The following is a 13356-nucleotide window of genomic DNA, read 5'->3' on the forward strand; positions in this document are numbered from 1 at the left end:
ACCATGAATAGTGATGTATTCATAAGTCACTGGAGAAGATCCTTTGAAGAAGTATTTTTCCTACAAACCAATCTTCAGTATTCTCCGCGAGACAGAAGCCGGTGTTTTGGCCCGGGAGCTCTGCCACAGGCTGTATACCGGAAGTCTCATCAGCTGCTAACCGTACTCAGGATTTCGGTCAACACACCATCAATATGTAGCCTGCATAAATTTATAAGGCAGAAGGTATTATAATCAGGGGTTAAAACTATTTTTTAAAATATACGAATATTTTTTAAGGTGATTTTGTTCATTTTTATTCAGGAGCTGGCTGTAAAAATAACATATTCTTTTCATGCTGTATGATTTTCAATTCTTTGTTGCTGGTCATTTTTCTCTGTGTAATCTGATTATACATGCTCGAAAGCTGTTCTTCAGTGAGTGATGCGCCAACCTTTATTTAACATTAATTTAAAGTTGGTTCATTTTTGATTGTGTCTTTGTTTAAGGTTCTTGAAATTAAAGGTGGTGCCAGGAAAAAAATTTAGTTACATTAGTTTCGCATTAACGAGATGATGAATAAAATTACATAATATGGATCCGGCTGGTAATAATGATTTTTTTTGGGTGGATGGCTGGTTTTTTATTAGGGCGTTTAAAGGAAGGTAATAAGCAGGTGATTTCTTTAATCATTCCTTTTATTCTTGCTCGCAGTGTGAGATTGCTTCGCTTAATACGATAGGTGAAGATTTGGACGTTAACATGCTTTTTCAGGGCGAAGTGAGCTATTAAAGTTATCTGTTTAATTTTATCCTCTGGCTTGCAGGCATAATAAATGTCAGAGAACTAATACATGCTGGGACACCCACTGCAGTGGAACCAAATGTCCTCTTCAGGAATCTGATCATGTTAATAAACCAGAGCAAAGTGACAGCGAGGATTATGAACGTCAACACTGAGTATGGGTAAAATTCAAAAACGAGGTTAATACGCCGAATTCAACTTGTTTGAGACGTCACCAAATTTCATTGTCTTTTCTATGGGGGCGGTTTTTAGCTTGCTACCGATTTTGCTGATGAACTGAGCGGATTTTTTAAATATTAAAAAATCTAATTTTCTCTTGAGATCTTAATGTCTGTGAGTTTAATTCATGTCAGAAACCCAAAGTAAACTGGGCAAGGCCCGGCCGCCACGCGTGCATATTACCTATGACGTTGAGATTGGTGGCGCGGAAACCCAGAAAGAGTTGCCCCTGGTTATTGGTGTGATGGGCGAATTTTCGGATGAAAAAAAGCCCCTTCGTGAGCGACGCTTTGTTCAGATTGATAAAGACAATTTTAATGAAGTGATGCAGGGCATGAAGCCTGAAATCGAAATGCTGGTTGATAATGAATTGAATAATGACGATGGAAAGCTGGCGGTCGCACTGCGTTTCAATTCTATTGAAGATTTCGCTCCTGAAAATATAGCTCTACAGGTAGAGCCTCTGAAAAAACTGCTTGAGCTGCGGGAGCAACTGAGTGATTTACGCAACCGTACAGCCAGTAATGATCGCCTGAAAGAACAACTGGCGGAACTGCTGGCCAATCAGCCTTCAGAAACGAAAGTTGATAATGTGGGAGAAAAGGCAGAATGAGTACTGAGGAAATGCAGGCTGCAGTCGCAGAGGCGGTCAGTGCCGATTACCTTGATCAGATAATTGACAATACCCAGGCTATCAGGCGTGAGTCTGATCGCAGCAAGCTAAGGTCTCAGCTTGACAGTTTCCTCAGTGAGGTGGCAACAGGCGCTGTCGTTGTAAGTAATGACCTGGTGGGTAGCATTGAGGAACGCATCACAGTCATTGATGCCCTTCTTTCGGCGCAGGTCAGCAAAATCATGCAGGCGCCAGCGTTTCAGAAAATGGAATCTTCGTGGCGGGGTTTGCAGAAGCTGGTTCAGAGCAGCGTTACAGAAAACACGAAGGTCCGGGTGTTGAATTGTACCAAAAAAGAGCTGATCCGCGATTTTAAATCCGCCTCTGATTTTGACCAGTCAGTCCTGTTCAAAAGCGTCTATGAGAGCGAATACGGCACTTTTGGTGGAGAGCCGTACTCCGCATTTGTGGGCGATTTTGAATTCGACGCCATGCCGGAAGATTTATATCTGCTGGAGCAGATTTCTCATGTGGCGGCGGCGGCTCACGCCCCTTTCCTCACGGCAGCAGATGCCGGCATGTTTGGTATGAATAACTTTCAGGAGATGCCGCGTCCCCGGGATCTCAGCAAGCTTTTTGACACGTCAGACTATATCCGCTGGCGTTCTTTCCGACAGAGCGACGACGCCCGTTACGTTGGACTCACACTTCCCCGGGTTATAGGTCGCCTGCCTTATGGTGCCAAAACAACACCAGTAGAGATGTTCAATTTCGAAGAGAAAATCGACGAGAGCCGTGAGGGAGCCAGCTATCTGTGGATCAATGCCGCTTATGAACTGGCCGGCCGGATGGTTTCTGCTTTTGAAGATCACGGATGGTGTGCGGCTATTCGCGGTGTTGAAGGTGGTGGTCTGGTGAAGTCGATGCCGGTGTATAACTACATTTCGCATACCGGCGAGAAGGTATTGCAGTGTCCAACGGAAGTGGCTATCTCCGACCGCCGTGAAAAAGAGTTAGCAGACCTCGGGTTCATTCCTCTGGTGTACTGCAAAGGAACGGATTACGCCGCCTTTTTCGCTGTACAGTCGGCAAACAAACCGCGGAAATATGACTCCAACCTTGCAAACGCGAATGCGCGGTTATCAAACCAGCTGCAGTACATTATGACCACATCAAGGTTTGCTCATTATCTTAAATCGATTGTGCGGGATAAAGTCGGCAGTTTTATGTCCAGAACAGAATGTCAGAACTTCCTGCAAAACTGGATTAACCAATATGTAGTGGGCTCTGACAATGTCGGCCTGCATATTAAGGCCAGCCATCCGCTGCGCGAAGCCCGGATTGAGGTAGTGGATGTCCCGGGATGTCCCGGAAGCTATCGCGCCGTGGCCTATCTGAGGCCTCACTTCCAGCTTGAGGGACTTACGATGTCGCTTCGGCTTGTAGCTGAATTACCTGCATCGGCAGGCTGATAAAAAACGTATTATAACCAGGAGAAGATATGTCCAGTGCAAGTAATCTATTTATGCAGATCGACGGTGTAAAAGGAATTGTAACTGATAAACAGTATAAACAGTGGATTGCTATCGGTCATGCATCAATGGGCGTGCATAGCCAGGCCAGTATTGATAATGGCAGTGGGCAGCTGAATAGCAGCGGCGTGCATTTTGAAGATATTTCTATTGCGAAGGCGCTGGATGCCACATCAACCCAACTGGTTGATATGGTTGCGCAGGGAACCAACGTTAAAAAAGTGATTATTGCGCTGAACGTCAAAACTGACAATAAAGATAATGAAATTTGCCGCTGGGAATTTGAGAATTGCATTTTTACCAGCCATAACATCAGCCTGCACAACTCAAACGGTATACCGGATGAGCAGCTTGCCATGGTATTTGGCTCGGTTAAGTTCCAGACCAGTATGATTACGTCTGAAGGTTCAACCAGTAAACAGGGGCCTGTTGGCTGGAATCAAGTCACTAATACCAAACTTTAAGTTAAGCGGCAGCGCGCTTTATAGCGTGCTGCTTATGGGAACATTATGCTTTTACAGCTGCTGTCTGATGATAATCCTGTCGCGCAGGATGAAATCCCGGGAATTATTTCGGATGACGGGGTGCTCGCAGCGGAGCTATTGATGCTGCTCTCATCCAGGCCTCGGCACTATCACGTTTCAGACATGCCTGAAATATGTCAGTCGGTCATTAACTACGGTATCAGCGATGTGTTTCCGGGAGGGATATCCAGAAGTGATAGAAATATTATTCTTGAATCCCGCATTTTACGGGCGCTTCAGCTTTTCGAACCGCGTTTAAAAGACGTCACGGTGTCCGCCGGAAACGAAAGTTATGGATGCAGTTCCTTTATTATTGAGGCTGAAAAAAATAATGCTCCCATCCGTTTTCATCTGGAATGGGATGACGTCCTCAGCCATTTCTCATTACGTTAACAGTGGTTTCTGACATGCTGTCAAAGAAGTTGCTTTCTTATTATCAGAATGAGTTGAGCTATCTCAGAAAATACGGAAAACGGTTTGCCCGTCATTTTCCGAAGGTTGCCCGACGTCTTGGCATGTCAGATGGACTGTCCGAGGATCCGCACGTTGAGCGGATCATCGAGTCTTTTGCACTTGTTACTGCGCAAATTCAGCAGCGTCTGGATGAGGATATGCCTGAAGTAACCGAAGCTCTGCTGACCGTTCTGGCTCCTCAGTTTCTCCGACCGTACCCGTCGGTATGTATTGTACAGATGCAGCCTGACAAAAGAATCAGCGGACTGACCACTGGCTGTGAGGTGGAGGCCGGGACAATGCTCTATACCCGACAATCAGAGGAGCATGCCTGCCATTTCAGGACGCTCTACCCGGTCATTATGGAGCCCATGACGCTTGAAGAAACAAGTCTCAGGTTTGATAACAGCACTTTGCGCTGGCAACTGGAATTACGGCTTCAGGTCTGGCCGGGAGCAATCCTTAATTCACCCTCACTGCGCTTTTATCTTAATGGCAGCAGTCTGGCAGTGAATATACTTTACACACTGATAAATGATGAGATTGAAGCCTTTTCACTGGTTTGCGGAGAAAAGCATTATTTACTTTCTGGATCTGATATTCAGGTCGTGGGATTTAACCGTGCCGAGAGTATTCTCGAATGCGATCCCCGTATATCACCGGTCTATGCTCTGCTTCAGGATTATTTTTATTTCCCTCAGAAGTTCCATTTTATTGATTTCAGCCTGCCCGCAGGACTCACTGTGACATCGAATGAGGTCATGCTGTTCAGGCTGCGTTTTCGCCAGTGCGCGATGGTTGCAATGCTGGATAAAATTGCTTGCTCGGTTGACCGACATTTTTTCCGGCTGCACTGTACGCCGGCAGTAAACCTTTTTCCAATGCGAGCTGAACCTCTGGTACCGCACGATGATACTGCGGAATATCCTGTGAGACCCGATATCCGTCATGGTGATGCTATAGGAATATGGTCAGTGAACCGCGTTTGTGCCACGCACAAAACGGGTAATGAAATCAGCACAAGGGATATCGCGCCGCTGTTTGGTCTGTCGCATTCCGTTACTGGGGGAGAGCAGGGGACATACTGGCAGTGTATGCAGCGTGAAACCGTTGTTGAAAGTGGCCCTGCAAACCGCCTGTTTATTGCTTTTTCCGACCGCGGTGAAAAGCCTCTGACGCCGAAGAATGACTTGATTAATATAGAACTGACCTGCTACGACCGGGATATACCCTCCAGCATACGTAATGGTAATCCTGAAGGGGATTTCGAGTCGGATCTGGCGGTAGCGGGAGTGACCATTACGGCACTCACGCGGCCCACGCGAACCGTCTCTCAGCCGGTAAAACAGGCTTCACGCTGGCGGCTCATCTCGCATTTATCCCTCAATCATATGCTCATCAGCGGCGATAACGGGGTTCAGGTCCTCAAAGAAACACTTGCGCTATATAACATTAATGATAATCCCGCTATTCAGCAGCTGATCGGACTCATCAAACATGTCGTTGTAACACCTGTGACCGCTCGTCTGGTGAGCAACGATCCCCTGTCAATGGCGCGTGGGGTTGAGATCTGTGTGACTTTCCAAAGTTCCGCCGCAGAAGAACCTGAGTATTTTCTATTTTGTCGTTTTATTGAGCACTTTCTTTCGCTTTATGCGCCAGTAAACAGCTTTTCACAGGTCGTAACCTGCATCGAATTTCATCAGGAAAGCTGGCGAGTGTGGCCTGTGCGGAGCGGGAGGCTGTCGTGGATTTAAGTACGATTTTCAGCCGATATAACTTTTTCCAGCAGGTTCGCCTGATGTTGCGGCGCCTGAAGGAACGACCTGAAAGTAACGGAACAAAATCGCTGACCAGTGATATCAGTTTTGTATCACCTCTTTCACTTGACGCTCCAGCAGGCGAAGTGGGTCAAATTATCAGAACGGAAGAGGGAGTATGGCAGGTTGAGGTTCTGATGTATGGAATGACGGGTGCTCTGGGAGCACTACCCACGACGTATACAGAATGGATGCTGGAGCGCTATTACCGATACGGTGATAAAACGGCGAAAGCATTTATCGATATCTTTAATAACAGATTGCATGCCCTGCGTTATCTGGCCTGGCTGAAATATCACTATTACGCCTCGTATGAGTTGAACAGTCAACGCCCTCTCAGCGAGGCGTTGCTGGGGCTGGCTGGCGTCATGCAGTCTGCTCCTGTGCTTCAGAATGAAGCCTTCGCAGGTCTTTTTATGCACCCTGTGCGGTCAGCCCTGAACCTTGAAACATGGCTGGAAAACCTTTTTTCCGTTCCCGCCCGAGTGCGTTCTTTCACCGGAGGATGGCTGAAGGTTCCTTCTGAGCAGTGTTGTCATCTTGGTCATGCCAGGCTGACTCTGGGACAGGCCCCTATGCTGGGTCAGATGCGCAGAGACAGGGCTTCCGGCTTTACAGTGGAATTGGGCCCGTTGCCATTGAGTCATGCGCCACAGTATCTGCCTGGCGGAAAATTCTATGCCGACCTGTTAACACGCATTCGCGAATATGTTGGTCCCGGACTGGCATTCTCGGTCGAAATAATTACAAAACATGATCGCCACGGCATCCCGGGGGGATGTCTCGGTGTGGATCTTTGTCTCGGGCAGCCCGGACCGGGTTTTCATCGTGTTTATTTACCCGTGTGCCGTGAACAGGAATAAATGAATGTTATCAGGTCAGGAAAATCGCTTTATCCGTTTTGTCGGGCAGTCTGCATCGTCTCTGGTTCTGTTGTCCCTGGAAGGTAAAGAACAGTTGTCTGCGCCATACGACTTCACAATCCGCTTTCGTTCAACACTGACATCGTCAGAAACGGCGAGTTTACTGGGTGAGGAACTTGCCTGCCATGTTGGTTCAGGACAGCGCTCGCGTTATGTGCAGGGGGTCGTAACAGAAATGGAAGAAGAAAGCGATGACAGGGGGATCTGTACCTGGCACGCACGGTTACAGCCTCGCCTGGCTCTGCTGAAAATGGGCCGTAATCTGTCCGTATACCAGAATATAACGGTACCCGACCTGGTGTGTCGTTTGTTACGCGGGAATAACATCACCGATATTGACCTGAGGTTGCATGGCAGTTATGCACCGCATGAATACTGTATTCAATACCGTGAATCGGACTTTGATTTTATCAGCCGACTTCTTGAACAGGAAGGAATTTACTATTTCTTCTGCCAGACCAAAGATCGACATACGCTTGTCCTGGCCGATCATCCATCCGGTCACTACCGAGCAATAACACCTGAGCTGCCCTATCAGCCTGAAGCGGGAAAGGGTGAGGGCGGTGGCATTTCAAGCTGGTCATCCCGTGTAAGTCTGGCAGTGTCTTCTGTTCATTATAAAGCGTTCAGTTTCGAACAGGCTGCTACCGCAGAGGGCGAATGTCGGTGTAACAACCTGGAATACAGTGCTCAGGGGATCAGTTTCGTTGATGCGTATGACCTGAGTGACCGGGAGACGTTGCAGAGCGCTGCCCGGCTGAAAATGGAGCAGCTTGAAGCGCAGACCCGCTATGCGCATGCCCGCATTCAGGCATGGTGGCTAAGTTGCGGCGAGACGTTCTGTCTCACGTCGCTGCCTGATCAGGCAGGCGAATATATTATTCATTCCCTGACATTTCAGGCTGTCAGTAACCTGGATAATGGTTTACCCGATTATCAGTGTAACGCGTCAGTTTTTGATACCGCCAGAGTGTGGCGGCCTGAGTGTGTCACGCCCGTACCTGACATACCCGGAGTACTTACGGCGACTGTGGTCGGTCCTGCCTCTGAAGATGTGCATACGGATGAGTACGGCCGCATAAAAATACAGTTCCCCTGGGACAGCGAAAATAAGAATGATGACAGCAGTTCCTGCTGGGTCAGGGTATCTCAGCCCTGGAGCGGCGCGCGCTTCGGTGCCATGTTCATCCCCCGAATCGGCAGTGAGGTGTTGGTTAGTTTCCTGCTCGGCAATCCTGACAATCCGCTTGTTACCGGCACCGTCTCCAACGGCAGGAACCTTCCTTTGCTTAACCTGCCCGGTGAGAAAGAACAGGCGGGATTTGTATCAAGAAGTTCTCTCAATGGTTCAGTGGAAGAGGGGCATCAGCTCCGTTTTGACGACAAAAAAGGAGAAGAAAAGCTAACTCTCGTCGCCCAAAAAGATATGGATGTGGTGGTCAAAAATAATCTGACGACGGCCGTTACCTCTGCGGTTAAAGAGACCATCGGCTCTGATCGCTCCACGGAAATCACCAAAGGAAACGATGCGCTCATTCTGCATCAGGGAAATTGTAACCTGACTCTGGAACAGGGAGATCTTAATACCCTCCTTCAACAGGGAAACATGGCGCTGGGTCTGCAGCAGGGGAATTACAGCCTGAAAATTAATGGTCACCTGCAGCAAAATCTGAAAGACGGAAGCCATTCACTCAGCATATCCGGGGGCGGCAGCACAATAAAGGCAGATAAGCGCTGTGTTATCGAGTCGACCCAGGCGGTTGAGCTGAAAGTGGGCAGCAGCAAAATCTCCATTACCCCGGCCGGAATAACGCTGAGCGGCACCACCATCAAAATTGAAGGGACAGCCACGGCAGAACTGGGTGGTGCAATGGTCACGATCAAAGGAAGCGGCATGACCCAGGTCAAAGGTGGCGTGGTCATGATTGGCTGAGGATGACAAAAATGACTGTGTCTAAGATTTTATCCCCGGAAGGGGTTGCGAAGATTCGGGATTCGGCGTCCTGGCATGAAAACATGCATAGCCTGCTGACCGCTTTGCACTGGGAAGACGCGCTGGGGTACTGGGTAAACGCGTGTACGGCTGAGAAATTGATTGCCTGGCTGCTACCGCATTCAGTCAGCATGCTGCCGCCGGGTGAATCCACCCATGCATTTGAAGCCGATATCAGTAACTGGCTTAAAACCTACGAGGATAACTGCCGCTGGCGTATTTTTCATCAGGCTGAATCGCTGGGTTTTTCCACACCTGCAGGTGCTCTTGGCCTGGCAATTTTCTGGACGGGAAGCCTGACGCAGCCGGAATATGAAGCTGTATATGCTGACGAACATCTTACACCCCTGATGCTTTGTACCGTGTTGCGACTCCTGAGCATCAGGCTTGCCGGACCCCATACTCCGGATTTTGGCGCACGGCAGCTCTATTCTCTTTGGCTTCCGGTGCAGGAGAACGAATGATGGGACAGCCAGCAGCACGAGTCGGCGATATGCATATCTGCCCGATGGTCACTCCGGGAGTGCCGCCAATTCCTCATGTGGGAGGGGCGGTATCAACGCCCGGTACACCCACGGTGCTGATAGGCGGCGTGCCTGCAGCAACAGTGGGTTCGCTTGCCATCTGTGTGGGGCCACCAGACAGTTTAGTGGCGGGAAGTACCTGCGTATTCATTGGTGGTAAGCCAGCGGCGCGTATGGGGGACATCTGTGCCCATGGTGGAACGGTTGTCGCAGGTTGCGTCACAGTGCTGATTTCATGAAAGGGCATAGGGATGAAAATTGATTTAGACGAGCTTCTCTTGCCCCTGCCCGGAGGGCAGCCAGCGGGCAGATGCATGGAATATGAATCTGTATATGAAGAGATCCGTCAGGCGCGTGAGAGCGATCCGGATTTCCTGCCACAGGACGAATGGCGGACACCCCTGCGTAAAGCCGACTGGCCAAAAGTAATACGTCTCAGCGCGTTGATACTGCGTGAAACCAGTAAAGACTTGCAGGTCGCCTGCTGGCTGGTTGAAGGGACCAGCCAGCAATACGGGATTGTCGGTATCATGGAAGGCCTTACTTTTCTGCATCGTTTTGTTGCCCGTTACTGGGACAGTGGCTGGCCTAAGAAAGACGATGACGATGGCCTGTTGATTAGTCATGCCATCGTCAGCCGGCTTGATCGGCAACTGTCTGATCTGATTATTCAGCTTCCTTTACTCAGTCAGCCTGAAAGCACGCTCGAATACTGGCGGAAGGTACTGGCTTATGAACATCAGGCGTCAATGGCACCGGGTGAACGCGGCAGCGAGGATTTTTCAGCCGAAACGTTTCACCTTTGGGCCTCCCGGCAGTCAGCGGAAAAGTTAGCACGACTGTCTGATGAATTATTACTGCTTTCAGTATGTCTTGCAGATTTTGAAGCCACATATCAGACGCTGAATCCGCAAAAAGAAGGACCAGCACTAGGGCAGACAGCTCAGGGAATTAATGACCTACAGGCATTTTCACAACGACTGGCCGGGTTAGTGACACCAGCCAGCGAAGATGTCATGTCGCTTAATGTTCTCGCACGGAATGACGAACAGCCTGTGTTAAAAACCAATGAGCTGGCTTCAGGATCAGGCAATCAGCAAATGTCTCGCGATCTGGCGATCACCCAGATGTTAACGATTGCTCATTTTTTTCGTCAGTCTGAGCCCTCGAGTCCGGTTCCATTTTTAATGGAGCGAGCTGCCCGCTGGGCTGACATGACGCTGACGGAATGGCTGGAAGAGATGCTGAGTGATAACAACACTCTTCAGGATATTAATAACGTGCTAACGGGGCCAGGGAAGGAATGATTATAAAAGGGAAAAATCTGTGCTGTTTCAGCCTGATATGGATGTTGTCAGGTTGTGCGGGACATCAGAGCAGTTTGCAAAACTCAGCGAAACCAGATCTGTCAGCGCCGTTTTCAGCTGGAGCCATTAGCGTAACGCTAAATGCCAGGCCTGACCTGAATCTGGTCAACGGCATGGCCAACAGTTGCACTATTTTAGTGCTTCAGGCTGCAAAAGCCGAAACGCTTGAACAGATACTCATCAATCCTGTGAAAGTAAAGAGCCTGTTTGCGGGGGCAGGAGTCGGGACGGATGCGGCAAACGGCCACGCAGTTTTACAGATTGATCGTTACACCATGATGCCGGGACAGATAACCACGTTGCATGTCGACAGGGCAATGCACACGCGATACATGGCGCTGATTGCAGGGTACTACCCATTCCCGGGTAAACAGCACCAGATCCAGGAAGATATTCCTCTAAGGGAATACAAGACAGGATGGCTGAATCCCGTCTGGCATCGCGAACTTTCACCATTATCTCTGGCAATCACGCTGGGAAGTGAGGGAATTATCAGCACACAGAAAAACGTTCAGAAAAGCCAGGCTCCGGATGTCAGCCTGCCTGACGTTGATCTGACTGAGACAAAAAATAGCGGAGCAGATAAACAATGAACGCTGAAGAACAACAGATCTATTGGCATTCTGGACTTTATCTGCAACCTCAACATTTACAGTCGCTCGATCTCCATTATGCATGGTTGCATGCCCGTCATCGGCAGCAGGCGCAACCTTATAACTACGGGATTAGTGAGATGTCTGTGAACAGGGCTGCTCTGAACGATTATGTCATGAGTGTTGATAGCATTAGTTTCTTTCTTCCGGGTGGAGATTATCTGACGTACCCCGGAAACTGTCGCATTCAAAAAAGAAACTTTCGTGATGCCTGGAAACTTCGCGATCATCCTTTAACGTTATGGCTGGCATTACCGCGGTTTGACGCTGCCCACTGTAATGTGACGTTGCCAGAAAAGGAAAACAGCCATGTGGTAACTCGCTGGCTGAGTATGGCAAACGCTCCTCTGATGAAAGACGTTCACGGCAGCGGTCCTGAAACTGAAGTAAACCGTATCTTATATAATGTTTTGTTGCTGACGAGCGAGGAAAAAGAGGCCGCAACCAACTGTGAATGCATCCCATTGGTAAGGTTGTGTCATGAGGGTGAGCAAGTGGTCTTTGATTCAATGTTTTCACCTCCTGCCGTTACGCTCTGTGGCAGTCCCTCACTGCATAAGCTCATTGAGAGCCTTGTGTTTGAAATCGGAGCCAGAACCCGGAAACTCGAAGAATATAAGCGTCCGGAACAGCTGGTCAGCCGTCAGGAACGGAACGATCAGCTAATTCAACTGATGACTATGCGCTCTCTTAATCGCGCATTGCCCGTGCTGAAAAATTATATGGCGGCTGCTCAGGTACATCCCTGGAGTATTTATAATATACTGAGTCAGCTTGTCGGCGAACTTTCCTCATTCAGTGATTGTTGTAATTGTCTGGGAGAATGGAAAGGGGAGGAAAATATCGCCCTGTATTATGATCATGAAAAACTATTTGACTCATTTTATCGTCTGAGAACGACGTTAACTATGCTTATGAACAGCCTGGTGCTTGAAGACAGCACGTATATAAAGCTGAAAAATGAGAATGGCATATTTTGTGGAGAGATAACGAAAAATCAGGAACTGAAGAAAGGCGATGTTTTATTGTTGTTACGTACTTCGGAAAACATCCTGAGCCAGAGTGGTCAGTTCAGAGCGGCAGGCTTTAAGCTTGCCTCGGGTAATACGATTGATGGATTGATTCGACATGCTTTGCCAGGGGTAGCGCTCACCGCCTGCGAAAATCCACCTCAGGGAGTGCCTGTTCGCAACGATTATTATTATTTTCACATAAAACACAATTCTGACCAGTGGCGTTCTGTTGCTGAAAATGGGGCGGTTGCGTTTTATTTTCCTGAAATGCCGGATGACCTGGAAGTGCAGCTGGTTTTTACGGGGGCAGAATGAATTGTCTGTTAAATCATTATCTATCTGTGTTCAGTATGGGAATAAAATTCAGTCTGGCGCCAGAGGATTATCCTGACTGTGATCATTTCAGAAATGAGTGCATTACATTGCTGGATAAGGCTCTGCTGAACTCAGAATTATTATACAGCCTGCAGGACTGTGAGGATTCACATTTTGCGGTGATTGTATGGCTTGATGAAATGGTATTAAAAACGTCACCGGGATGGGTAAATGAATGGCGCACCAGCATGCTGCAAAGTCAAAGGTTCCGGACGGCGATCGGGGGCGAGGAATTTTACACCCGTCTTGATACAATTGATGTAGTGAATAAGGACCTGAGGCAGGTTTACCTTTTTTGTTTGCTCATGGGTTTCCAGGGGAAGTATGCTAATAAGAGAAGTGATGAATTACAGTTGCGTATCAGTGATGAAAGGAAATGTCTTCCAGATGAATGGCAGTCCTGGCCCGGTGATGCGAGAATTATAGCAACGGACGTCGAATTAAATTCGCGTCAGTCTATTCAGAGGTTGCGTTTTTTTTATAACAAAACATCGTTGTTTTTATTTGGTGTTATTTTTTATCTGACAACTCTTTCAGGACTGCATCTGTTAATCCGGAACTAAT

The 13356-nt window shown here is 48.3% G+C and carries 13 protein-coding genes; all 13 read left to right on the forward strand.

The window, feature by feature from the left end; all coding sequences use genetic code 11:
* Window positions 1–1129 precede the first annotated feature (1129 nt).
* Genes tssB through P2R09_RS01150 form a run of 13 tightly spaced genes read left to right on the forward strand, consistent with a single transcriptional unit; the run spans window position 1130 to window position 13355 of the window.
* Window positions 1130–1615, forward strand: coding sequence for a type VI secretion system contractile sheath small subunit (gene tssB, locus P2R09_RS01090; protein ID WP_275766298.1), 486 nt, complete (start codon window positions 1130–1132; stop codon window positions 1613–1615).
* Window positions 1612–3087: a type VI secretion system contractile sheath large subunit gene (gene tssC / locus P2R09_RS01095; protein WP_275766300.1), complete on the forward strand. Its 1476-nt coding sequence runs from the start codon at window positions 1612–1614 to the stop codon at window positions 3085–3087. Before tssB ends, tssC begins: the two co-directional genes overlap by 4 nt.
* 29 nt (window positions 3088–3116) lie before the next feature.
* Window positions 3117–3611, forward strand: a complete 495-nt coding sequence (locus P2R09_RS01100) for a type VI secretion system tube protein Hcp (protein ID WP_008924967.1) — start codon at window positions 3117–3119, stop codon at window positions 3609–3611.
* Between the two features lie 45 nt (window positions 3612–3656).
* Window positions 3657–4064 carry a GPW/gp25 family protein gene (locus tag P2R09_RS01105; protein ID WP_275766305.1) on the forward strand — a complete coding sequence of 136 codons (408 nt, stop codon included), beginning with the start codon at window positions 3657–3659 and terminating at the stop codon, window positions 4062–4064.
* A 14-nt stretch (window positions 4065–4078) separates the two neighbouring features.
* Window positions 4079–5881, forward strand: coding sequence for a type VI secretion system baseplate subunit TssF (gene tssF / locus P2R09_RS01110; RefSeq protein ID WP_275766307.1), 1803 nt, complete (start codon window positions 4079–4081; stop codon window positions 5879–5881).
* Complete coding sequence (gene tssG, locus P2R09_RS01115) at window positions 5872–6807, forward strand: type VI secretion system baseplate subunit TssG (protein ID WP_275766310.1); 936 nt, start codon at window positions 5872–5874, stop codon at window positions 6805–6807. The genes tssF and tssG overlap by 10 nt, the downstream gene beginning before the upstream one ends.
* A 4-nt stretch (window positions 6808–6811) precedes the next feature.
* On the forward strand, window positions 6812–8800 hold the full coding sequence (tssI, locus tag P2R09_RS01120; protein ID WP_275766312.1) for a type VI secretion system tip protein TssI/VgrG: 1989 nt from the start codon (window positions 6812–6814) through the stop codon (window positions 8798–8800).
* An 11-nt stretch (window positions 8801–8811) separates the two neighbouring features.
* The gene (locus P2R09_RS01125; RefSeq protein WP_275766314.1) at window positions 8812–9324 is read left to right on the forward strand and encodes a hypothetical protein; all 513 of its coding nucleotides are present in this window, start codon (window positions 8812–8814) and stop codon (window positions 9322–9324) included.
* Window positions 9324–9623, forward strand: a complete 300-nt coding sequence (locus P2R09_RS01130) for a PAAR domain-containing protein (RefSeq protein ID WP_181162220.1) — start codon at window positions 9324–9326, stop codon at window positions 9621–9623. Before P2R09_RS01125 ends, P2R09_RS01130 begins: the two co-directional genes overlap by 1 nt.
* Window positions 9624–9635: 12 nt before the next feature.
* Window positions 9636–10691 (forward strand): type VI secretion system protein TssA, encoded by a 1056-nt coding sequence (tssA, locus tag P2R09_RS01135; protein ID WP_275766316.1) that lies wholly within the window; start codon window positions 9636–9638, stop codon window positions 10689–10691.
* A complete protein-coding gene (locus P2R09_RS01140; RefSeq protein WP_275766319.1) occupies window positions 10688–11344 on the forward strand; it encodes a type VI secretion lipoprotein TssJ in 657 nt (218 codons plus the stop codon). Before tssA ends, P2R09_RS01140 begins: the two co-directional genes overlap by 4 nt.
* On the forward strand, window positions 11341–12732 hold the full coding sequence (gene tssK, locus P2R09_RS01145; RefSeq protein ID WP_275766321.1) for a type VI secretion system baseplate subunit TssK: 1392 nt from the start codon (window positions 11341–11343) through the stop codon (window positions 12730–12732). Before P2R09_RS01140 ends, tssK begins: the two co-directional genes overlap by 4 nt.
* Window positions 12729–13355, forward strand: a complete 627-nt coding sequence (locus P2R09_RS01150) for a DotU family type IV/VI secretion system protein (RefSeq protein WP_275766323.1) — start codon at window positions 12729–12731, stop codon at window positions 13353–13355. The genes tssK and P2R09_RS01150 overlap by 4 nt, the downstream gene beginning before the upstream one ends.
* Window position 13356 lies beyond the last annotated feature (1 nt).

It is taken from the genome of Pantoea sp. Cr_R13 (assembly GCF_029222565.1).
GTDB classification, from domain to species: domain Bacteria; phylum Pseudomonadota; class Gammaproteobacteria; order Enterobacterales; family Enterobacteriaceae; genus Pantoea; species Pantoea eucalypti.